Origin of the sequence: Pedobacter sp. KLB.chiD (genome assembly GCF_047040275.1) — a bacterium.
Taxonomy (GTDB): domain Bacteria; phylum Bacteroidota; class Bacteroidia; order Sphingobacteriales; family Sphingobacteriaceae; genus Pedobacter.
In genome coordinates this window covers 3,995,043-4,019,052 of the sequence record NZ_CP178207.1, presented here as the reverse complement: position 1 = coordinate 4,019,052, position 24,010 = coordinate 3,995,043, and the positions used below count along the sequence as shown (strand labels likewise).

The 24,010-nt window shown below is 39.9% G+C and carries 18 protein-coding genes and 1 tRNA gene; 13 read left to right on the top strand and 6 right to left on the bottom strand.

The genetic code is table 11. The annotated features are described in order from the left end of the window. Nucleotides 1–97: 97 nt before the first annotated feature. From pyk to ACK1I8_RS16430, 4 genes are all read left to right on the top strand, one after another. Nucleotides 98–1,528 carry a pyruvate kinase gene (gene pyk / locus ACK1I8_RS16445; RefSeq protein WP_412466399.1) on the top strand — a complete coding sequence of 477 codons (1,431 nt, stop codon included), beginning with the start codon at nt 98–100 and terminating at the stop codon, nt 1,526–1,528. Between the two features lie 87 nt (nt 1,529–1,615). Further along, nucleotides 1,616–1,702 (top strand) — tRNA-Ser (locus ACK1I8_RS16440). Between the two features lie 566 nt (nt 1,703–2,268). After that, nucleotides 2,269–3,042 carry a helix-turn-helix domain-containing protein gene (locus tag ACK1I8_RS16435; RefSeq protein WP_412466398.1) on the top strand — a complete coding sequence of 258 codons (774 nt, stop codon included), beginning with the start codon at nt 2,269–2,271 and terminating at the stop codon, nt 3,040–3,042. Between the two features lie 148 nt (nt 3,043–3,190). Next, on the top strand, nt 3,191–3,904 hold the full coding sequence (locus ACK1I8_RS16430; RefSeq protein ID WP_412466397.1) for an ester cyclase: 714 nt from the start codon (nt 3,191–3,193) through the stop codon (nt 3,902–3,904). Nucleotides 3,905–4,137: 233 nt separating this feature from the next. Here the strand turns inward: ACK1I8_RS16430 and ACK1I8_RS16425 are convergent, their stop codons facing one another. Together ACK1I8_RS16425 and ACK1I8_RS16420 are read right to left on the bottom strand one after the other, a co-directional pair. Next, nucleotides 4,138–5,025 (bottom strand): helix-turn-helix domain-containing protein, encoded by an 888-nt coding sequence (locus ACK1I8_RS16425; protein WP_412466396.1) that lies wholly within the window; start codon nt 5,023–5,025, stop codon nt 4,138–4,140. 8 nt (nt 5,026–5,033) lie between these two features. Beyond that, nucleotides 5,034–6,038, bottom strand: coding sequence for an aldo/keto reductase (locus ACK1I8_RS16420; protein WP_412466395.1), 1,005 nt, complete (start codon nt 6,036–6,038; stop codon nt 5,034–5,036). Between the two features lie 215 nt (nt 6,039–6,253). Between ACK1I8_RS16420 and ACK1I8_RS16415 the strand changes: the two genes are divergently transcribed. Then, nucleotides 6,254–8,389, top strand: coding sequence for a DPP IV N-terminal domain-containing protein (locus ACK1I8_RS16415; RefSeq protein ID WP_412466394.1), 2,136 nt, complete (start codon nt 6,254–6,256; stop codon nt 8,387–8,389). A gap of 54 nt (nt 8,390–8,443) precedes the next feature. Here the strand turns inward: ACK1I8_RS16415 and ACK1I8_RS16410 are convergent, their stop codons facing one another. Continuing rightward, a complete protein-coding gene (locus tag ACK1I8_RS16410) occupies nt 8,444–9,433 on the bottom strand; it encodes a LacI family DNA-binding transcriptional regulator (protein ID WP_412466393.1) in 990 nt (329 codons plus the stop codon). Between the two features lie 265 nt (nt 9,434–9,698). Between ACK1I8_RS16410 and ACK1I8_RS16405 the strand changes: the two genes are divergently transcribed. The 6 genes from ACK1I8_RS16405 (at nt 9,699) to ACK1I8_RS16380 (ending at nt 19,563) form a co-directional block, all read left to right on the top strand. Next, nucleotides 9,699–11,462: a glycoside hydrolase family 13 protein gene (locus ACK1I8_RS16405; protein ID WP_412466392.1), complete on the top strand. Its 1,764-nt coding sequence runs from the start codon at nt 9,699–9,701 to the stop codon at nt 11,460–11,462. Between the two features lies 1 nt (nt 11,463). Then, on the top strand, nt 11,464–12,819 hold the full coding sequence (locus tag ACK1I8_RS16400; RefSeq protein WP_412466391.1) for an MFS transporter: 1,356 nt from the start codon (nt 11,464–11,466) through the stop codon (nt 12,817–12,819). After that, nucleotides 12,812–14,002 carry a glycoside hydrolase 100 family protein gene (locus ACK1I8_RS16395; protein ID WP_412466390.1) on the top strand — a complete coding sequence of 397 codons (1,191 nt, stop codon included), beginning with the start codon at nt 12,812–12,814 and terminating at the stop codon, nt 14,000–14,002. Before ACK1I8_RS16400 ends, ACK1I8_RS16395 begins: the two co-directional genes overlap by 8 nt. A 5-nt stretch (nt 14,003–14,007) precedes the next feature. After that, nucleotides 14,008–14,901, top strand: coding sequence for a carbohydrate kinase family protein (locus ACK1I8_RS16390; RefSeq protein ID WP_412466389.1), 894 nt, complete (start codon nt 14,008–14,010; stop codon nt 14,899–14,901). 108 nt (nt 14,902–15,009) lie between these two features. Beyond that, a complete protein-coding gene (locus ACK1I8_RS16385) occupies nt 15,010–18,036 on the top strand; it encodes a SusC/RagA family TonB-linked outer membrane protein (RefSeq protein ID WP_412466388.1) in 3,027 nt (1,008 codons plus the stop codon). 18 nt (nt 18,037–18,054) lie between these two features. After that, nucleotides 18,055–19,563 (top strand): RagB/SusD family nutrient uptake outer membrane protein, encoded by a 1,509-nt coding sequence (locus tag ACK1I8_RS16380; protein ID WP_412466387.1) that lies wholly within the window; start codon nt 18,055–18,057, stop codon nt 19,561–19,563. 106 nt (nt 19,564–19,669) lie between these two features. On the opposite strand, the gene treF is transcribed toward ACK1I8_RS16380, so the two are convergent. After that, nucleotides 19,670–21,211 carry an alpha,alpha-trehalase TreF gene (gene treF, locus ACK1I8_RS16375; RefSeq protein ID WP_412469382.1) on the bottom strand — a complete coding sequence of 514 codons (1,542 nt, stop codon included), beginning with the start codon at nt 21,209–21,211 and terminating at the stop codon, nt 19,670–19,672. A 167-nt stretch (nt 21,212–21,378) separates the two neighbouring features. Here treF and ACK1I8_RS16370 point away from each other — a divergent pair, with 167 nt between their 5' ends. Next, nucleotides 21,379–22,044, top strand: a complete 666-nt coding sequence (locus tag ACK1I8_RS16370) for an NAD-dependent epimerase/dehydratase family protein (protein WP_412466386.1) — start codon at nt 21,379–21,381, stop codon at nt 22,042–22,044. Nucleotides 22,045–22,591: 547 nt separating this feature from the next. Further along, nucleotides 22,592–22,831: a phage tail protein gene (locus tag ACK1I8_RS16365; protein WP_412466385.1), complete on the top strand. Its 240-nt coding sequence runs from the start codon at nt 22,592–22,594 to the stop codon at nt 22,829–22,831. A gap of 59 nt (nt 22,832–22,890) precedes the next feature. Here the strand turns inward: ACK1I8_RS16365 and ACK1I8_RS16360 are convergent, their stop codons facing one another. Then, the gene (locus ACK1I8_RS16360; protein ID WP_090765130.1) at nt 22,891–23,070 is read right to left on the bottom strand and encodes a hypothetical protein; all 180 of its coding nucleotides are present in this window, start codon (nt 23,068–23,070) and stop codon (nt 22,891–22,893) included. Between the two features lie 227 nt (nt 23,071–23,297). Continuing rightward, complete coding sequence (locus ACK1I8_RS16355) at nt 23,298–23,999, bottom strand: SAM-dependent methyltransferase (protein ID WP_412466384.1); 702 nt, start codon at nt 23,997–23,999, stop codon at nt 23,298–23,300. Nucleotides 24,000–24,010 lie beyond the last annotated feature (11 nt).

Here is a 24,010-nt window from a genome sequence, read left to right as displayed (position 1 = left end):
GAACAAAAAAACAAAATATATAAAATTTAATGCAGTTTGATTATTTTAGATAATAATTATGCTTTCTTTAAACTGCATTCCTAAAATCAATTAATAAATGAAACCTTTTCATTCGAGAACTAAAATAGTTGCCACGCTTGGGCCTGCATCAGCAAAACCAGATGTATTATATAGTATGTTTAACGCAGGTTTGGATGTTTGCCGTTTAAATTTTTCACACGGATCACAGGCAGATCATCAAGCGGTTTTGGATACCATCCGCGATTTAAACAAAAAATACGACTATAACGTAGGTATTCTTGCCGATTTACAGGGCCCTAAAATCCGTATTGGTTTAGTAAAGGAAGGTGGCATCAACCTGATCAACGGAACTACTACCGTAATTACAACGAATGAATGTATCGGGAACGAAGAACGTATTTATATTACTTACCAAAACTTCCCTCAGGATGTTCAGGCCGGCGAAATTATACTTTTGGATGATGGAAAGCTTCAGATGAAAGTGATTTCTACCAATTTAAAGGATGAAGTAGTTTGCGAGGTTGTTCATGGTGGAATTTTAACCTCGAGAAAAGGTGTTAACCTGCCAAATACAAAAGTGTCTATTCCTTCTTTAACTCCGGAAGACCGCGAAAACCTAGAGTTTGTTTTAGAAAACGATGTAGAGTGGATCGGTTTATCTTTCGTACGTAAGGCAGAAGATATTATCGAACTTAAAAAGATTATTGCGGAGCGTGGTAAAACTGCCCGTGTAATTGCTAAAATCGAAAAACCGGAGGCTATCGCCAATATTGACGAAATTATTGCTGCAACTGATGGTATTATGGTTGCCCGTGGCGATTTAGGTGTGGAATGCCCGATGGAAGAAGTTCCATTGTTACAGAAAATGATTGTTGCAAAATGCAGAGCAGCTTCTAAACCGGTAATTGTAGCTACCCAAATGTTAGAAAGTATGATCACCACACCCCGCCCAACACGTGCGGAGGTGAATGATGTGGCCAACTCTGTTTTAGACGGTGCTGATGCGGTAATGTTAAGTGGTGAAACCTCGGTTGGAGAGTTCCCGCTGATCGTAATCGAAACGATGCAGAAAATTATCCAGAACATCGAAGAAAACAACTATCCTTTCCATCCTGATAAGTTTTTAAAACCGAAATCTCCGTCTTTTTTAAGTGATGCGATTTGCGACTCTGCTTGTTTCCTGGCGAAACAAACCAATGCAGTTGGTATTGTATCCATGACTTTAAGCGGTTATACTGCTTTCGAAATTTCAAGTCACCGTCCGGAAGCCCTAACCTTTATTTTTACCAGTAACAGGGCATTGTTAAACGCGGTAAGTTTACTTTGGGGGGTAAGAGGTTTCTATTACGATAATTGGGAAAGTACCGATAATACCATTATTGAGGTAAACGAATTCTTAAAAAGTAAAAAATTGGTTAAACAAGGTGATATCATCATCAATACTGCAGCTATTCCAATCGAAGCGAAAGGTAAAACCAATATGTTAAAAATTACAGTTATAGATTAATTTCTGATCTCATATGTAAAAATGCTCCCGATTTTAACCGGGAGCATTTTTTTTACCAATAAAAAATATATTTTTGCAATCCAATACGGAGAGGTGTCTGAGTGGTCGAAAGAGCAAGCCTGGAAAGTTTGTATACTGGCAACGGTATCGAGGGTTCGAATCCCTCTCTCTCCGCAACAGGTAAAAGGATAGTAAAAAGTTGATTTTGAAAGAAGTTTTAAATAGTGGCCTAATCGTGGCGCTTTTTAAATTAAAAATAAAATTGCTTTAATGTACATTCAATTTGAAGAGAATGTCAAATCGTTCCACAATCTTGCGCATCCAATGCGAAAAATCGTGTTCATCAATTTCCATTTGGGGCTAAATTTTGTTACAGCCAAAGTTCGGACGCTGTGAAAAATTGATCTGCCAGGGATCAGAATTAAAAACTATACGGTTTCATCTAATTGGCCAGCCAACGCTAAGTACATCAATCACCCCAGATAGTCACTTAAAATCCTGCAAAGAGTACGGTCATTTCTCCGGACTCATCAATAGGTTGCATACATCTAGCATTATGGATTATTCATTTTGTTGGGATTTTTTGCTCAATAATAGATGAGAAATGATATGATTTTTATGATATTTTTATCTTAAATATCTCATTGGGAACCGTTAGGCATCAGATTGTAAGTGTTTGTATCGTGCTTATTCGTTAATTTTTTTAGGGAAGTTATATTTAAGTTTTAACCTCGGCAACGATGACAATAGAAAATTTTATACCTACAGATACCCTACGTCCTTTTATTCGGGCATTTAGAATTATTGAAAGCCAGGAAGAAATGACAAATATCGTTTTACCTGATACTTCCATAGCTGTTGCCCTTCGTTACAGGGGGCAAACAAGTTATATGTATAAGAATAAGCAGGAAAATTTACCTGATTCAACTATTACAGGCTTGAGAAAGTCGGCTCGAGTTATTCATTATTTGAATGAATCTGCGACCTTTATTATTTTATTTACGGAAACCGGCGCAAAAGCATTTTTTGACCATCCTATTGATGAACTTTTTGGAGAAAGTGTTTCCCTTGACAATTTCTTTGAAAAACAAAAGATAGCAATTATAGTAGAACAGTTAGCTAAAGCGAAAAACAATATCCAAAGAATTATAACAGTTGAAAACTTTTTACTATCAAATCTTTTAAGATATAAGAATGATATTTTAATATCAACAGCAATAGAGAAAATATATTCTTCAAATGGCGCTATAAAAATAAAAAAATTGGCTGACGATCTATATCTCAGCCAAGACGCTTTTGAAAAAAGGTTTAGAAAAGCTGTTGGCTCTTCTCCTAAGCAATTTTCTTCTATTATTCAACTGAAAATCATTACCACGAAACCATTAACTGATTCTTTAGTCCGGGTAGCGCTTAACAATGGTTTTTATGACCAGTCACATTTCAACAAATCTTTTAAATTATTTACCGGAGTTACACCATTAGAATTCTATAAATCACCGGATACTTTTTGCTAAATCAATGATTTTTTACAAGAATTAGATTTTTATGATCCCTAAACTTGTCTTAAAAATATGATGATACCAAGCAAAAAAAACTGTTGGTTGCCTGTTTTTCTTTTTTGCAATCTTCCAGACAGGTAATGCGCAAGTTAAAAACAATGATATGGGAAAGAATAAAGAATTGATCATAAATATGTATGAGATGATTTTAAATCAAAAGAAAATAGAACAGATAGAGGAATTTGTGGATAAAAGTTATGTAAAGGAATTTAATAATTCCAACAAATTACTCTTTGAAGCATTTCCGGATATAAAATTTAAAATAAAAGAAATATTTGAGGATTCAGGTAAATTAATTACGATATATGATTGGACAGGGACACACCGACATGATTATCAAAATATAGAGGCGACAAATAAAAAAGTCATAATAGGCGGTATAAGCATATATGAACTGAAAAATGGCAAAATAATCGGTAACACGGCTAAACCAGATAAATTAGAGTTTTTCTTACAATTAGGAGCTATTTCAAAAGATTTTCTTGAAAAAAAGCTTAGCAATCGTAATGAAGTTTATTTTATTGATGAATTTTTAGTTCCCCAAATATCCTTCGTTTCGTTCAAAGAGAGACTTGATTATAATAGAGATCTAATCAAAAAACTAGATGGATTTGTGAGGGATGATGTTATCATACAAAAAGATGGTGCAGATAACCTCTCAGTAATGACAATAGCGATATGGAAAGATGAAGAAAGTTTACAGAGAGCCAAAGAAACGGTTCAATCAGAATATGAAAGCAGTAAATTTGACTTAAAAGAGTTCAATGAAAAACTCGCTATAAAAATGCAGCGAAAGATATATTTTCCACTAAGATAGTGAGCATAAAGAGTTACTTATTTATTGAATCACTTAAATCAACTTACAAAACGCAAGATAAATTGTAGGCATTGCATGAAGATTTTGTTTGTTGGGCATCTACATAGTCGTTTAGAGAATCATATTATTAATCTTAGGAGTATTCATCTGTATGAGTCGGCTTAGTGCTGGAATAATGATGTTGAATTCCGATTTCGAAGAGAATATTCTTTGATACGGTTTAGTACCGCAAATCAATTAAAACCCTGCCGAAATTCCAGCGGCGATAAATTGGTCTTCTTTTTGAAAAGCGTGCTAAAGGATTGCGCATGCTCAAAACCCAGGGCATAGGCGATCTCGCTAACTGAAAGATTAGTAGTGGAAAGCTTTTCTTTGGCTTTTGCAATCAGTTTTTCATGAATGTGCTGCTGTGTGTTCTGTCCGGTATGAATCCGAAGCAGGTCGCTCAGGTAGTTCGGCGACAGGTTCATCTGTGTTGCAATATGGTGTACCGTGAGTAAACTGTTTACCTCGCTGTTAAAGTAGTCATCTACCAATTGTTCAAACCTGGTTAAAAGAGTTAGATTATTATTTTTGCGGGTTAAAAACTGCCGCTCGTAAAAACGGTTGGAATATTTTAACAGGCTCTCAATCTGCGTAAGAATAATTTCTTGAGTATGCTTATCAATATGCTGGCACTCCTTATCAATTTTATGGAGAATCGTGATCAGGTCATCTTCTTCCTCTGCCGACAAGTGTAAGGCCTCGTTAACTGCGTAATCGAAAAATCCATATTGATGAATGCTGTTCGCTAAAGGATGCTGTAACAGAAAGTCCGGATGGAAGATCAGCAGATAACCAGACCCACATTCCATATTTTGCAGGTCCAGTTGTTGCACCTGGTTGGGTGCGGTAAAACTCAATACGCCTTTATCATAATCATAATGCTGCTGCCCATACCTGATTTTACCCTTAGCTTCGCGTTTAAGCGCTACGCAATAAAAGCGGTTAACAAAACCTTTCCAGATTTCATCTTCCAAAAAAACACTTTCTGCCAGGTTGATCACGCTCACCAGAGGGTGGCGGGGTTCCGGTAAAGACAGTAAACGATGAAATTCTGATATGGAGTTAATGGCATTCATAAACAAAATTAATCAATTAAGCCCATACTAAACTCATCGTAGGGTGCACCGGTATCTGTACCCAATGGAACGATACTTTCCAGTTGTGAAAGATCCGCCGCTGTCAACTCAATTTTAGTTGCTGCTATGTTTTGTTCCAAATACTTTCTGCGTTTCGTTCCCGGAATCGGTAAAATCCCTTTGCTCATGATCCAGGCTAAAGCCAGCTGTGAAGAAGTGACGTTTTTTGCCTTCGCCATGTCTTCAATCGCTTTAACTAACTCCATGTTCTTATTAAACATTTCGCCCTGGAAACGTGGAATCGCTCTGCGAAAATCGTTTTCCGGCAAGTCTTCAATGCTTTTGATCTGCCCGGATAAAAAACCACGGCCCAGTGGCGAATAAGCTACGAAGCCGATACTCAGTTCACTTAATGTGGTTAATACCCCTCGTTCTTCCACAGTTCGTTCAAATAAAGAATACTCGCTTTGTACGGCGGTAACCGGATGCACGGCGTGCGCCCGTCTAACCGTTTCAGACGATACCTCCGACAGGCCAATATAACCTATTTTACCGGCTGCAACCAGCTCGGCCATGGCTTCAACTGTTTCCTCAATCGGTGTATTTTTATCCAGGCGGTGCAGGTAATACAGGTCGATGTAATCGGTATTCAGGTTCCTTAATGAACGCTCCAAAGATTTCTTTACATAATTTTTTTTACCGTTAATGGCCCAGGTTACTTTATTATTGTCGTCGATTTCCCAACCAAATTTGGTGGCCAAAATATACTGGTCGCGTTTACCGCTGATGGCTTTAGCGATAAGCTGTTCGTTTTTCAGCGGTCCGTACAGATCGGCAGTATCTAAAAAATTGCCACCCAACTCCAGCGAACGGTGAATCGTTGCGATGGCTTCCTGTTCATCTGCAGGGCCGTACATGTGTCCTTCTTCAAAACCCGTCATGCCCATACACCCTAGTCCGATTATTGGTACCACCAAACCCTGGCTGCCCAATGCCATTTGTTTTATTTCCATAATTCAAAGATCAGCAAGCCAAATCGTACAGATGTATGCAAATCCCTGAAGTTTGTAAGCAAATCAAGGAAAGAATTTTTTCATGGTATAAATTTGTTTGGTTGTAAGGATAACGTTTGCGCTTTTCGCCGGGATGAAAGCCTGTTAATTTTGTATCACGATTAATACCAATCATTTGCTAAAACAGTCTTATTTTTATCGCAAGATTAACTAACATGATGAATAAATATTGGCTTACCGTAGTGGCTTGTACTTTGGCCATTACAGCAGATGCTCAACAGAAAGCTTTAACCGTTAAAGATTACGAGAGAGCGGAAAGTTTTATGGGCTACAATACCGCAAAGTACATCGATCATGCCAACGTGCAACCAAACTGGCTGGAGGGCGATAAATTTTGGTACAGCACTAAAAGCAATGATACAGAACAAACTTTTCTGGTAGATCCGGTAAAGAATACAAAAACTTTAACTACCGATTATAAAGGCGGTGCAGCACCATCACGCCGTGGGGCCAGCCGGAATGAAGTTCTTTCTCCCGATGGGAAAAAAGTCATTTTAATTCAGGATTATAACCTTTTTGTTAAAGAGTTAGCCAGCGGAAAATTAACCCGGTTAACTACTGATGGCATTAAAGATTATGGTTATGCAACCGATAATGCAGGTTGGAAACATAGCGATGCGCCAATTTTGCGCTGGTCGCCTGATTCGAAAAAAATAGCTACCTTTCAGCAGGATCAAAGAAATTCAAAAGATATGTACCTGGTAACTACTAATGTTGGCGCACCGGTATTAAAAGCCTGGAAATATCCTTTACCAGGTGATAAACAGATCGCGACGATCAGAAGGGTGATCATCGATGTAGAAAATCCAAAGGTAATTTCACTTCATATTCCTGCTGATCCGCATCGCGCAACTTTGAGCGATGATATTTCAAGCAGCGGTACTTTTGATGATATTGATTGGAAAAGTGATGGTACGGAAGTGGCATTTGTGTCTACTTCCCGCGATCATAAAAATGAAAAGTTCCGTATAGCCAATGCCACAACAGGTGCCGTTCGCGAAGTTTTCGAAGAAACCGTAAAAACACAGTACGAATCTGGTCAGGGCGCCATTAACTGGCGTTATCTTCCTGCATCAAAAGAAATCATCTGGTATTCGGAAAGGGATAACTGGGGACATCTGTATTTGTATGACTCGACCAACGGAAAATTGAAAAACCAGATTACAAAAGGTGATTTTGTGGTTACCCGTTTAATTAAGGTTGACGAAAAGACACGTACACTTTATTTCTTTGCCAATGGCAGGGAAAAAGGTAATCCTTATTTTAGTTACCTGTATAAAATTGGTTTCGATGGGAAGAATTTAACTCTTTTAACCCCAGAAGTTGGCAATCACCAGGTTGTATTTTCGCCATCTTTCGAATATTTTGTAGATAGTTACTCGCAGCCTGATGTTCCTGCCGTTACCGTTTTAAGAAGTATCAAAGGTAAACTGATCAATACGTTAGAAAAAACAGATGTATCCAGGTTAACTGCTACAGGCTGGAAAGCACCCACAGCGGTTTCGGTAAAAGCCAAAGATGGTAAAACTGATATTTATGGCCTGGTTTTTACGCCAACAAAAATGGATGCCAATCAAAAATATCCGGTTATCGATTATATTTATCCAGGTCCGCAGGGCGGTAGTGTAGGCAGTTGGGCCTTCATTGCCTCGCGTGGCGATCACCAGGCTTTGGCCGAGCTGGGCTTTATTGTGGTGGTGATTGAAGGGACCAGTAATCCTGACCGCTCTAAAAGTTTTCATGATATGAGTTATGGCAATATGGCCGAGAATACCTTGCCCGATCAGATTGCAGCCATCAGACAGCTTTCCGCAAAGTATCCTATCGATACCAACAGGGTAGGCATCTGGGGACATTCGGGCGGAGGTTTTGCCACTGCTGCTGCGATGTTCCGTTATCCTGATTTTTTCAAGGTAGGCATTTCCGAATCAGGTAATCATGATAATAGAAACTATGAGGACGACTGGGGCGAGCGCTATAATGGTTTGGTAGAAAATTCGGATTATGAAGCACAGGCCAACCAGAACTATGCTAAAAATTTAAAAGGAAAACTAATGTTGGTGCATGGTATGATGGACGATAATGTACCACCTTACAATACACTTCTGGTTGTAGAGGCATTGGAAAAAGCCAATAAATCTTTCGACCTGGTTATTTTTCCAAACAGTGCACATGGTTATGGTGCCTACTCGCCATATATGATGCGGCGCCGCTGGGATTATTTTGTTCAACATCTTCTGGGCGCAGAACCGCCCAAAGATTACCAGATGAAAGGCTCATTGATAAGATAATTTTTTAGCGGCTGTGTTGTTTTTAGTAAGAACACAGCCGCTGATTTCAAGTGATTATATAGATCCGCCTTCGATCAATATAGATTCATCAATAATGGTTTGTGCAAAAGAGCTTCCGGCAATACATCTCATCATTCTGCCAAAGGCCAGTTTGCCCAGTTTAAAGCCACTGGTTTCGGCATAGGTAATTTCAGGATAAAAAAGTGAAGGGATCATTCCATCACTGATGCTGATTACTCCAAGGTCGGCCGGCGCTTTCAGGCCCATCCGCTGGATGGCTTTCATTGCCCCCACCAAAATCTCATCACTCATACAAAAAACAGCAAAACGTTTTTTCCCAAATCCGGGGATCATTGATAGGGCAGTTTGCTCTGCTTCTTCCGAATTGTTGGCATGTACAGCCTTAAATTCTACGTAACCTGAAACAATTTCGATGAATTTTTGCAGCCTTACCTGCGTAATCGACATATTTTTATCACCAAAAATAGCCAGGACATTTGTAATTCCCTTTTTTAATATTTCATTCGCCGCAATGGTTGCCGCATGTGCATCTCCAACGCAGATTTTGTTACAGGATTCGTATTTTGGTACCTTGTCAAAAAAAACAACCGGAATCCCCTGTAAATCCAATTTAAGGAAAGGTTCTATTTCTTTTGTTCCGGAAGTTATGGCAATAAATATTCCCGAAACCCTTTTGTGTCTGCAGCTTTTTAAGATTTCCTGTTCAATCACCGGATCGTTAGCCGAACGGTAGATAATTACGGTATAACCATCAATGCGTGCATCTTCTTCAATTGCACTGATAAATGAATGGTAAAAAAAGTTTGATAAACTTGGTACAACCACGGCAAACTCCTTGCTGCTATGTGTACGAAGGTTAACTGCATAGGGATTAGGATCGTACTCCAGCAATGTGGCTAACTCATTTATCTTCTTTTTGGTTTCCTCTGAAATGTCTGGATGGTTTTTCAGTGCCCTGGAAACTGTCGATATACTTACGTTTAACCTTTCTGCAATTTTTTTTAAAGTTGCGTTCTGTTTCATGGTTTAATATTTGGTTACCCAAATATAAGTTTTCCACAACAAACATTTTCGCAAATGTTTCCGCAAACGTTTGCGGTCATAATTATTTAGTTTGTATGGTTTTAAATCTTTTATAAACCTATCTTCATATCATTAAACAGATGAAGCATGTAGAACTAAATTTTCAGCATTGCCAATTCGCAATTACATTAACCAAATATTAAACTAAAGCACAACCTGTAGGTAGCCTGTTCATTTGGGAACTGCCATGTTGTTATCGAAAAATATGAGATCCCTGAAACCATTTGTCATTTTAAGTCTTCTTTGCTATTTCAGTGCGGGCTATACGCAGCCTGTTTCTAATAATAATGTATACAGCGAAACGAACAAGCCGGCCTGGTGGAAGGAAGCTGTAGTGTATCAGATTTATCCACGGAGTTTTAAAGATAGCGACGGAGATGGTGTGGGTGATTTACGTGGGATTATTTCAAAACTGGATTATTTAAAAAGTCTCGGGATTGATGTGGTATGGCTTAACCCGATATTTGCTTCGCCAAATGATGATAATGGCTATGATATTAGTGATTACCGTAGTATCATGAAAGAATTTGGCACTATGCAGGATTTTGATGAATTGCTTAGTGGCCTTCATGAAAGAAAGATCAAGCTGGTGCTTGATATGGTGCTAAACCACAGTAGTGATGAACATGAATGGTTTAAACGGGCCAGGTCTTCGCGCAATAGTCCTTACCATAATTATTATCACTGGTGGCCGGCAGAAAAAGGAAAACCCACACCCCGTTACAGCTTTTTTGATGTAAATAACGATGCCTGGAAATACGAGCCTTTAACCAAATCTTATTATCTCCATTACTTTTCGCAAAAACAGCCCGATTTAAATTGGGAAAATGAAAAACTCCGCCGAGAAGTATATGGTATCATGAAGTTTTGGCTTGATAAAGGGATTGATGGTTTAAGGATGGACGCATTCCAATATGTTTCGAAAGATACCACCTGGAAAAAATATCCCGAAGGCTACGAAAAAAACATCATTAAATATTATGGAATGGGACCACACCTCCATCAATATTTAAAGGAAATGAACCGTACCGTTTTAAGTAAGTACAATGTTATGACGGTTGCGGAAGGTGCGGGAAGTACCTTAGCCGATGCACATTCGCTGGTTGATGCAGACCGGCAGGAGTTAAATATGGCTTACCATTTTGAGATCATGGATATCGGGAACGATCCCAAAGGTTATAAACTGCCGGATCTGAAAAGGACATTTACCAAATGGGACCATTCGTTTGCGAACGAAGGCTGGCTCGCCATATTTCTGGGTAACCATGATGTTCCCCGCATGGTGAGTAAATATGGTAATGACAGCAAAGCATTTAAGACGGCATCTTCTAAACTATTAACCACACTGATTATGACCATGCGTGGTACGCCCTATTATTTTAATGGAGATGAATTGGGTATGACCAACATCAGGTTTGACAAGATTGAAGATTATCGCGATATCGCAACCATAAACGCTTACAAAAATGCAAAGGCCAAAAACGAGGATCTGCCGGCTTTTATGGATAAACAGAAATTCATTTCGAGGGATAATACACGCACCCCATTTCAGTGGGATACAACATTAAATGCAGGTTTTACCACCGGAACACCATGGATTAAAGTAAACCAAAATTATAAAGAAGTAAATGTAGCTGATGAGGAAAAAAATCCGGCAAGTGAGCTTGCTTATTTTAAAAAGATAGTGGCCTTGCGTAAAGCATTCCCGGTATTGGTTTATGGCAGTTACCAGGTTTTCGATCTTAAAAATCCCAGTATCTACTGTTATACACGCAGCCTGGGTAAGGAAAAAGTTTTGGTTGTGTTAAATTTTTCTAAACTCGAAGTCACCTATCAGCTGGATAAAGTTATCAATACGCTTTCTGCAAAACAACTCATCAACAACTACAGCGGAACAGTGGGCATTGCAAACAATAAATTAAATCTGAAGCCTTGGCAGGCTATTGTTTATCAACTTAAAAGGGCCTGATATGATAATTGCACAAGCAGAAAAACACAAGGGTATCTCATCGGCAGTGAAACTGAATTTCAGTTCAATCATAGCCATGAACCTGGGTTTTTTCGGTATACAGTATAGTTTTGGTCTGCAACAAACCAACATGACTCCAATTTATTCCTATCTGGGGGCAAATGCAGATCAGATTCCACTGCTAAACCTCGCAGGACCAATGACCGGACTGATTATTCAGCCGATAGTAGGTGCCATGAGCGATAAAACGACAAGTAAATTTGGACGGCGAAGACCATATTTTTTAATTGGGGCCATTATATGCAGTATTTGTTTGTTTGCCATGCCCTACAGTAGTTCGATATGGATGGCTGCCGGAATTTTATGGATACTGGATGCGGGCAACAACATTACCATGGAGCCCTACCGTGCCTTTGTTAGTGATAAGCTCCCGTCAGAGCAGCACGCACTCGGTTTTTTAACACAAAGTTTTTTTACCGGCCTGGGTATTACGCTTGCTAATCTTACTCCGGGTATTTTAATTGCTGCAGGTTTAATAGGCATACATTCTCGCAGTGGCAACAACATTCCGTATACCACTTACGCGGCATTTTTTATCGGTGGGCTGGTATCCATCGGCTCTATCATGTACAGCTGTTTTACCACAAAGGAAACTCCGTTAAGCCCTGAAGAAATTAAAAAAGTTAAAGCAATGCCCGGGGGTGTTATCAATATTTTTAAAGATATTATTGAGGCCTTTAAGGTAATGCCTACAACAATGAAAAAACTTGGCCTGGTTTACCTTTTTAACTGGTATGGCATGTTTGTGTACTGGCAGTTTGTAACCCTTTGTTTGGCAAAAACCATTTACAATACCAGTAATGCAGCAGCTGATGGTTTTGCTTCGGCCCAGCTTTTAACCGGGACCGTAAATGGCGGCTATAATGTGGTTACCTTCATTGTTGCTTTTCCACTTGCTTATTTCGCCAGGAAAATAACAGCGAAGAAAGTTCACCTCACCAGTTTATTAACAGGAGGTGTTTGTTTGGCTTGTTTGCCGCTAATCCACACTAAAGCTTTGTTGTTGATACCCATTATTGGTTTGGGCATTGCCTGGGCGAGCATGATGGGTACACCTTATGCCATGCTTGCCGGTAGTATACCGAAAGCAAAAACCGGCATTTTTATGGGTATTCTCAACATGTTTATTGTGCTGCCCATGCTTTTAGAAACCATCACTTTTAAATATGTATACCGGTATTTTTTAGGCCATAAGCCCGAAAATGCTATACTGTTTGCCGGTGGATTGATTATAGCAGCAGGCATAATGGTTTCACTGATCAGCAAGCGTGATATAGGAGGTAATACCAATGGTTAATCAAAACGGATATGAGCAGGCACTAAAACTGATGGCCCGGGCATCAACACCTTCCGGTTTTGTGGCTGCAGTAGAGGAACATGACAATTATAAACGGGTTTGGACGAGGGATGGAGTAATTACAAGCATAGCGGCTTTGTTAAGCGGTAACAAAGCACTTATAAGTACTGCCAAATCAACTATCGAAACCATTTTTAACCACCAGCACGAAAGCGGTTTTATGCCTTCCAACGTTTCGCCCAGCGATGGATCGGTAAGTTTTGGAGGCACATCAGGCCGGGCCGATAACCCATCTTGGGCAGTGATTGGTTTATCGGCCTATACTATTTTAACAGGCGACAATTCGCTCTGGGAAAAATATGTACATCAAATCGGGCGATGCTTTAGTGCAATGGATGCCTGGGAATTTAATGGTAAACATTTAATTTATGTTCCGCAGAGTGGAGATTGGGCAGATGAATATATTCAGCATGGATATGTTCTTTTCGATCAGCTTTTGCGGTTTTGGGCATTAAGACTGGCATCAACCTTAACAGGGAATGAGAGTTGGAGCGAAAAAGCGCTGAACATCAACAATGCGATACAATTAAATTATTGGAAAAGCGAATCGCAAAAGCAGCTTTATTCGCCTCATCTTATCCATCAGTTAGAGGCAGTTTCTCCGCATTTTTGGTTAATGGGCTTTAATCCGGCCAGGGTTTATCATTATTTTGATCTGCAGGCCAATACCTTTTGTCTACTGCTCGGTATAGGCAACAGAGAACAAACCAGCAATACCATAGCCTACCTAAAAACGCTGTACAACGATAACCAGGATTTGATTCCTTCTTTTTATCCAACAATTGAATATAGTGACGCAGATATGCAGGAACTGAAACATAACTATGCCTACTCGTTCCGCAACAAACCCGGTTATTTTCATAACGGCGGCCTATGGCCAGTTTGGAACGGCTGGCTTGCTGCTTCATTAAATCATCACCAGGAGTATGAAATGGCGCTTAAAATTACTGCTGATATCCATCGTGCCAACAGCAGCGGCGATTTATTTAATGAGTGCCTTAACGGTATCAATCAATCGCCCTGTGGCATCCCTAATTGTACATGGAGTGCTGCGGGAGCTGTAATTGCCGAGCAAGCGATTAAAAATAATGCATTTACTAAACTCTTTACATTTAAATTCTAAGACCTGTGAAAAATATAGCAAAAGTTTTAGTAGTAGGAGAGCTCCTTGCTGACATCATATCAGAGGGCAATATAGAATCTCTTGCATCGCCATCACGTTTTCTGGTCAGCCAGGGCGGAAGCTCAGCCAACTTATGTGCCAATTTAAAATGGTTAGGTGTTGATGCTGAACTTATTGCTACGGTAGGTAACGATAATCTGGGTACTTATCTCATTCGTGAATTAAAATCTGTTGGGATAGCTGATACCTATATAAGCCGTACTTCTGACGAAAAAACCAGCATTGTATTGGTGGGTAAAAACTCTGGAACACCCGATTTTATCGCTTACCGAAGCGCCGATATGATCATTAAAAGGATGGATGAAAACATCATTGCGGCCTGCGGTATCCTGCATACTACTGCTTTCGCATTGAGCAAAGAACCGGCACGGAGCAATATTCTACATGCTTTCGAAAAGGCCCATCAACTAGGTAAATATTTATCGGTTGACTGGAATTATGCGCCATCCATATGGAATGGGGATGATGGACAAGATATATTCAGAATGCTAAGCAGGCTAAATATACTACTAAAAATAAGTACGGATGATCTGGAACGTTTTACCGGTCTGCAACTGGATATGGAACAGGCCATGCAATGGTTAAATCATTTCAAAGCAAAAGTGATATGCCTTACCTGCGGTAAAGATGGTGTTTGGTTTAAGGCACAAAACCATCAATGGCAGTATAAACCGGCGCTCCAGGTTGAATCGGTAATTGGCGTAACCGGTGCCGGAGATGCCTTTTGGGCGGGTTTCCTTACTTATTTTATACAGGGTAAATCCATTGAGGAAAGTATGGATAATGCATTATTAATTGCCAGGAAAAAAATAGAAAAACCCCATCCACTTTATAAATAATCAACTAAACCCAAATTTAAAACAGAAATGATGAAATATATACCACCCTGATCTTAAAAGTTTACCCATTAAATGCTCCTATTTTCTAACCAATTAATTAAATCCATTATGAACATTACTTTACCAGGCAATTGGTCTGTTTTATCCCTAAAACAGAAATTGTATTCATTAAAGAAACTGCTAGGCCTAAGCCTCCTGATGCTCTTGTTTAGCACAGCTGCCTTTGCCCAGATTACTGTAAAAGGTATAATATATGATAGCGATAAAACGCCCCTGGCAGGCGCAACTATACAGGTAACCGGTACCAATTCCAGAACCCAGAGCGATGTGGAGGGAAAATATCAGATCACCGCTCCATCCGGAACATCCAGGTTAACAGTAAGTTTTGTGGGCTATGAATCACAAACAGTAAACATCAATAATCAAACCTTGCTCAACATCACCTTAAGTTCGCTGAATAATTTAGAGGCTGTTGTGGTTGTTGGCTATGCATCCGTAAGAAAAAATGACCTGACGGGAGCGGCAACAACGGTATCAGCCAAAGATTTTAACAAAGGGCCGTTAAATGCTCCCGATCAGCTGATACAGGGTAAGGTTGCTGGCGTACAGATGATCAATAACAGCGGTCAGCCAGGTGGTGCATCTACTGTTCGCATCAGGGGTAACTCTGCCATTACCGGAACCGGACAGCCCCTTTATGTGGTGGATGGAGTAGCGCTTGATGGACGATCGGCAAGGCCATCTGCCAGCGCCGGTATCGGAACAGCCCCTGATGGAAACCCTTTAAACTTTATCAATCCGGCAGATATCGAATCGATGGAGATTTTGAAAGATGCATCAGCTACGGCAATTTATGGCTCGCGTGCTGCTTACGGTGTGGTGTTGATTACCACAAAAAGAGGAAAATCTGGAGAAACTAAAATTGATGTCAGTGCCTCGGCAGGGATCAGCAATATTGCCAGAAAAGTTGATGTATTAACGGGTGATGAGTATCGTGCGGCATTATCGAAATATAACCTTAATACCGGTAATTTTGGTGCCAGTGTTGACGCATTGGACGCCATTACCCGTACTGCTTATAACCAAAATTATTCGGTTGGCATCAGCGGTGGCACCAATGGCAATACTTTCCGTGCCTCGTTGGGTTATCAGGATCAGCAGGGGATTATCAAAACGACGGATTTTAAAAAATATAGTGCCGGGTTCAACGGCAATTTTAAATTCCTGGAGAGCAAAAAGCTGGGTTTGGATGTGAATATGATCAGTAATCAGTATCTCGAAAGTGTAGCGCCGATAACTACCGATGCCGGTTTTACAGGGAGTTTGATTTCGCAGGCACTATCATGGAACCCTACTCAATCTTTTTACAATCCCGATGGCAGTTTATTTATAGATTACGGTTCTACCACCATCAATCCTTTGGCTGCTTTAGCCGCAAATAGCGATAAATCGAAAGTTTCTACCATTTTAGGAAGTGTTTCGCCTTATTACAAAATTACACCCTGGCTGGAGTATCGCATGCTGGCCAGTGTAAATTATAGCACAGGTATCAGAAGGGCTTCTACCAGGAGTACTTTAAACCTGCAGGGTATACAGCCATCAGGAACTTTCCTTGGCGGTTATGCGAGTTATTCCAACAATGAGTTGATTACGCAACAATTTACTAACACCTTAAATTTTAATAAGGAAATTGTTAGAAAGCTGAATCTGAACGCCATTTTGGGTTACGAATATTCTAACTTCATCAATAAAGGCGCAACCAATACGGCGACGGGTTTTGGTGATATAGCCGCCGATTATACTGATGCTTTTCAGACCACAGCCCCGGCTAACCGTACATTTTCTACCTTCAACAATCCTACAACACAATTACAGTCGTATTTTGCAAGGGCTATTTTCAATTATGATAACAGGTATATTTTAACGGCTACATTTAGGGCCGATGGTTCTACCAAATTCGGTAAATCAAACCGTTATGGTTATTTTCCTTCTTTTGCCGCCGCCTGGGATATCAGAAAAGAAAGCTTTATGTCTGATGTTCGATGGCTTGATCTTTTAAAATTGCGCGTTGGTTATGGTAAAACCGGTAACCAGGATTTTCCTTCAGGTTCTGCGCAGCTCCGTTACGATTTTGGAAATGCAAATGGTTCGCCAATTTTAACGCCGATCAATAATGAAAATGCCGATTTAAAATGGCAGTCAGACAAACAGGCCAATGTGGGGATCGATTTTGGCTTGTTTAAAAACAGGTTAACCGGATCAATCGATTATTTCAATAAAACAACAAAAGATCTATTGTTCCCGCAGATTGCATTTTCTCCGGCAGTTGGGGGCAATGTTCCAACATGGGTAAATTTACCGGGCCAGATCATCAATAAAGGGCTGGAGCTGACCTTAAATGGTACCATTATCGATCAGGATAACCTAACCTGGTCTTTAGGAGGTAATGCTACTTTTATCAACAATAAAGTGCAGAATATTAATGGCATTATCAAAACAGGCTCTTTAAACGGGCAGGGGTTGAGCGGTGTAACCACCGAGGTGATCCAAAACGGTCTGCCGCTTTTTGCCATGGTTACCCGCCAATATAATGGTTTAGATGCGAATGGATTTTCGAAATATACCGATGATGGTTTTACCGCTTATTACGTAGGTAATCCCAATCCAAAAGTAATTTTGGGTTTAAGTACAAATTTAAGGTATAAAAAGTTCTCGCTAACAGCAAACTTTAACGGTGCGTTTGGACAGGATATTTATAACAACACCGCAAACTCGGTGCTGGCCATATCCAATCTGGGTGCCCAGCGCAATATCTCTGCCGCTTTGATTAATTCACCCATACAAGAGTCGCTTGCCAATCCGATCGCTGCCTCATCAAGATATATCGAAAAAGGTGATTACCTAAAATTGGCCAATGCCACACTTAACTATAACATTGGCAATATTGGTAAATCGATAAAGTCGCTTAATGTTTATGTGAATGGCCAAAACCTATTTGTAATTACAAAATATACCGGTTTTGATCCGGAGGTAAATGTAAACAAAAGTGTAAGTGGGGTTCCTTCAGCAGGTATCGATTATACGGCTTATCCAACGGCAAGAACCTTCAATTTTGGTGTTAATTTTTCTCTTTAATCTTTTAACTATAATCACATGAAAAATAAATATATTTTCACTTTCGCTATAGTTGCCTTAAGTTTTTCTGGTTGTACCAAGCTGGATGAAAACCTGAATGGCCAGGTTGGTAGTGGCGCAGTATCATCCAATAATGTTGCAGGGGTATTGGGCGCCACTTATGCCGCCATGATTGGCCCTTACCAGGCACCATGGAATTGGTCTGCGCTGCAGGAGGTAACCTCAGATGAAATTATAGTGCCTACGCGTGCAGGCGATTGGGACGATAATGGTGCCTGGCGGGCACTGCATTTGCATAAATGGGCGCCCGATCATACCCGGATTTCGGATGTGTTCAGGGATTTAAACAGCATTTCTTATGTAGCTACCAGTGTTTTAAATGCCAGTCCGAATGCTGTTCAGGCCGCACAGGCACGTTTCTTACGTGCATTTGCCCAGTTTTCAATTTTGGATGGCTGGGGGCAGGTTCCGTACCGTGATCCGGGAGAAGGTGTAACCAAACCATCGCGTGTTCGGAATGCTGCAGACGAAATTGCCTATTTAATCAGCGAATTAAATGCTATTATCCCCGATCTGCCGGTTGGTCCTGCAAATGTGGCCAATAAAAATGCCGCCAGAACATTGTTAATGAAAATTTACCTCAACAAAGGTGCTTTTTTAAACCGTAGCACGCCAACTTTTGATGCTGCTGATATGGCTAAGGTAATTTCACTCGCTGATGAAATAGCAGCAGGCGGTTATGTACTCACCCCAAACTATTTCGATAATTTTGCGCCAACAAACGATGTGCTTTCAACCGAAAATATTTTTACCGCACAAAATTTAGGGGGTGTAAGTGGGAGCGATTTAGATGGGCAATGGAAGTGTACCACACACTATAACCAGGACCCAAGTGGTTACAATGGTTTTTCAACCTTATCAAACTTCTACAATAAATTTGAAGCTGCCGATAAAAGAAGAGGAGGATCCTATGCCGGACAAACCAATGTTGCTGGCATAAGGGTTGGCTTTTTGGTTGGCCAGCAGGTAAACCAAAACGGAGTAGCCTTAAAAGACAGAAAAGGTAATCCTTTAGCTTTCACACCAGAAGTATCAATTATTGAGCGTGATCCGAACCACCTGGAGGTCGCAGGCATTAGGGTAATTAAATACCCGATAGACTATGCGAATGCAGGTTCAAGAAAACCCGATAATGATTGGGTTTACTTCCGTTACGCTGATGTATTATTGATGAAAGCTGAAGCACAGTTAAGGACGTCGCAAACAGCAGCTGCTTTAACCATTGTAAATTCGATCAGGACGGTAAGGGGTGCTTCAATTTTACCAAGCCTGAACTTGGATATCCTGCTGGATGAACGCGGCCGTGAACTATATTGGGAAAGTTTTAGAAGGCAAGACTTAATCCGTTTTGGAAAATTCCTCACTGCATGGCAGGAAAAACCTGCAAGCGAAGCGAAATATCTGCTTTTCCCTATTCCGGATAATCAATTGGGTAATCCTAATCTGATACAAAATCCTGGGTATTAAAATTTAATATTCTTTAATAGAGGCTGCAACCATTAGCATATTATCCTGTCTGTTTTTGGTTCAGCCTCTGTTTCTTTCTAAGTTTTACAAAGAAACATGTGATTAACTATTTTTCCATCAACTTTAACAGTACACCGTTTGTCCAGCCAAATCCATCCTGTAGTGGATATTCTCCGCCACCACCTTTACTGTTAGGTTGTATCACATTGTATTTCTCCATCAATTTCCCGGTTTCTTTAAATACTGAAATATTAAGGTTTATCCACCTGGTACTAATCGTATCGGCCAGTTGATGGTATCCATAATTGCGCAATCCCGCAATGCTGATATATTGCAGTGGTGCCCATGCATTTGGTGCATCCCATTGCTCTTTTGTAGTGGTTAATGTGGTAATTAAACCACCTCTTTTAAGAAAGTTTCTTTCCAGTTTATCTTTCACCGCTTTGGCCTGTACTGGTGTCGCCAATTTAAAATACAGCGGAAATGCGGCTGCTAACGTAAGCTGATTAGAAAATGATCGGTTTTTCCAATTATAATCGGTAAAAAAGCCTTGTTTTTTGTTCCAGAAATATTTCAGGATCGCGGTTTTACGCATCCTGGCTTTTTGGGTAAATAAATCAGCTTTTGTTTTGTTGCCTGCTTCGCTATTTGCTTTGGCAATGGCCGTTTCGAGATTATATAACAAAGTATTTAAATCAACGGGAAGCAGATCTGTAGTGATAATCTGGTTATAACTTTTACCATCGGCAAACCACCTGCTGCTAAAATCCCAACCCGATTCTGCAGCTGCACGTACATTTCTTAAAAAAGTGGACGGAGCCTGTTTGGTTAATTTGGCGGCTTCAAAATCTTCCAGGTACGATTCTTCCCTGGGCTGATCGCTAGTATCATAGTATCGGTTTAAAATAGTACCGTCAGGAAGCTTCACCACATGGTTTATAGCTTTGCCATTACCCAATTGGCTGGCACCTTTCATCCAGAATTGATATTCTTTTTCAAGCACATCCTTATAATCTGCAAGTTTAACATCTTTATTATGCTGGACAAGCAATTGAACCATAGCCGCAAAAAATGGTGGCTGCGAACGTGTTAGATAGTACGTGCGGTTTCCATTGGGGATAAAGCCATATTTATTGATGAGATAAGCGAAATTATCAACCATATCTTTTATGGTTTTTGTTCTGCCGGCTTTTTGCAGTCCAAGCATGGTAAAGTACGAATCCCAATAATAAATTTCCCTGAACCGGCCACCGGGAACAATATAGGGTTTCGGCAATGGCAATAATGATGTTTGGTAGGTAGAAGCCGTATCAGGATTTCTTTTTAAAACAGTCCATAAGGTGTCGAGGTGTTTTTCTATACCTGCGCCTATGTCAGATTGGTAAGCCGCATGATGGTTTTCGGGCATATGAAAATACTCATTTACGAAGGCTTTCAAATCAAAATTTTGTTTGTTTTTTAAAGCGTTATATGCCTTCATGATTGTTGATGGACTCTTCTTGGGGATGGCATCTGTAAAAGACTTACTGTCTGGGTAGATTCTTGCCATCTGAACTTGCTCAAATAAATCCGGATAGGTTTGCCTCGGACTTAATTCGTTTTGCGCAAATAACCGGCTGGAAATAAATAATAGGCAGGTAAGCAGCATTATCTTAATGCCGGACAGGTTTTGTCTCATCATCATATCGCTATTTAAATAAATATAACTAATTATCCTCTTGCTACCTTAACAATAGCGAAAAAGAAATCAACAGTTTTATTGGCAAACAAAGGTTCACTTATCTTCGTTTTGATTATTAAATAAAATAACTTCATATGGGGAAAACCAGAAATCAGCATAATATAATTATTACCGGCGCAACCGGAATGGTTGGAGAAGGTGTATTGATGCAATGCTTAAACAGTTCTGAAATTGATCATATCCTGGTAATCAACCGTAAGCCTTGCGGTTATATACATCCCAAATTAAAGGAGATTATTCATACTGATTTTTTTGATTTTTCAGGCATTGAGAATCTGTTAACAGGTTATCATGCCTGTTTCTTTTGTTTAGGAATTAGTTCAATAGGCGTTGATCAGGATACCTATTATAAAATGACTTATACGCTTACCATGCATATAGCGCAAACATTGAGCAACAATAATATGACTTTTTGTTATGTTTCTGGTGGTGGAACGAATGAGCATGGTCGTTTGAAATGGGCGCAGGTTAAGGGCAAAACAGAAAGAGATTTGGCAGAATTACCTTTCGAACAGGTTTTTAACTTCCGCCCCGGCTTTATTAAGCCCTTACCAGGACAAAAATACGCACATCAATTCTATAAATACATCAACTGGTTATTTCCAATTGGTAGGGCGATATACCCCAATGGTTTTTGTACCATGGCCGAGCTTGGGCAGGCGATGATCAATACTTTGAACCATCATGATGAAAGACGGACTCTGGAAGGTAAAGACATCATTGCTTTAGCTAAAGAATAAGCATTCTAAAAATCTAATGGCTCATGGTTATTATGGAATAAGTTGGTCGGCAGCTAATTAGTTGTTGCTTTTATCTTAACAAGAAAGAAATTGCATAAATGAACAGGATATCGTAATAAAAGTTTCAGTTAGCTAAAATGCTGGATTAATAATTTGGAAAGGTACTGCAGCAGTTTATCGGGAGGCTCCGGCCGGGCTGTTCGCTATATCTCCGATGAAACCTGTGAAACAAGCAAGCACACTATAACAAAAACAAAAAATAGTGCTTAAATCGGACGATGCCGCTTCCATCCCGTTTATCTACAAAGGCTTGTGCTGATGAACTACATTTCTCTGCAATTTGCTATAAAACGGAAATAGCAGCAATTCTTCGTCTACCTAAGCCCCACTTTATTGTGTTTTAAAATTTATAAGAAAACCTGATTTGATAGATTAAGTATTGTTTGTATTGCATGCTATCTTTTTAGAGATATATCAGGTTTTAAACATTTGATATAAAAAATCATGTTGTTTTTTTAGTAGTATTGAATAACTAAATAAACATGTTATGAATTCGATGCTAGGGGCGATAACCCTTTTTGCTGGTGATTATGCGCCAGAGGGATTTGCGATATGCGACGGCTCGTTGCTATCTGTAAGTAAAAATATCAAGTTGTTTTCTATCCTCAAAACAAAGTATGGTGGCGATGGTATGTCAAATTTTGCATTGCCTAAACTCCCGTCGGTAGAAGGTGCCATCTACATTATTTCCACCGATGGGTATTATCCTTCGCATCCTATGGATTAAGGGCGAATATGAAAAAGCAACAAAAAAGGTGAAGATCAGCTGGGATCCTCACCTTTTTTTTATTTCTTATTGTCGTACTTCCTCTGGTTATCTTTGTTTGAAGTCTGATCGGACCGTTGTCCGCCCCCATTTGTAATACCCTGGATTTTTTTATCCGTTTTAACATCGTGGTTAGCGCGGTCGGCTATTGAACTGCCCTGAACCGTTGGATTGTTTTTTGGTGTTCCTGTATTTTTCATAACGCTATAATTTTGGTAAAACCATGTTGCAGAGCGCTATAATGATAACCAACGGAAAGTTAGATATGTTTTGATTTTTTCAAAGTTCTTAGTTAACGGGTTCGCGATAACCCATTGGTAATAGGGGTTATTTCTTCGGCTGAAAAGCCTTCTCGCATTCACGATTTGGCGATAAACCATTAAACTATTATTCATTAATACCATGGTCCTGTGAACTATCGAACCATTTAGTACAGCAAAAATATAGTCGGCTTTTTATGTAAATCTATCTCCTCTTTGCGCCAGTTGTAAACACTTTGTGTTTTAATAAATTCATCTGCTGCGGTAAGGTTACTGGCTACACAAAGCTGCGTGTTGGGTTTGCAGCTTTTCAACACTTCTTCAAAAAGCTGGTTATTGCGAAAAGGTGTTTCAATAAATATCTGTGTTTGTTTATAACGGCTGGCCGATAAATCCAGGTCTTTAATTCGCTTTGTGCGTTGTTCTTTATCAATAGGTAAATAGCCCCAGAAAACGAAACTTTGTCCATTAAAACCAGAGGCCATTAAAGCCAGTAAAATGGAGCTTGGCCCAACCAACGGCACTACCTTTATACCGCGCTTATGAGCTTCGGCAACTATATCCGCCCCAGGATCGGCAATACCAGGGCAGCCAGCTTCGCTCATTAAACCAACGTCTTTTCCGGCGTTAAGCTCCCCAAAAAACTGCCCCAAATCTGTTCGGTTATGTTTACCATAATCGTGAACAATTAAATCTTTCTGTGGTGTTTTTAAACCTGCCTCTTTTAAAAAACGACGTGCAGTTTTACTGTTTTCTACAATGTAGTTGTCAATCTGGTTAATGGTGTGAACCAGATAAGGGGTAAATGTTTTATGTGCTACCTCTTCGGCCAATGGTACGGGAATAAGGTATAGGGTGCCTTTTTGCATGCTACAAAAAT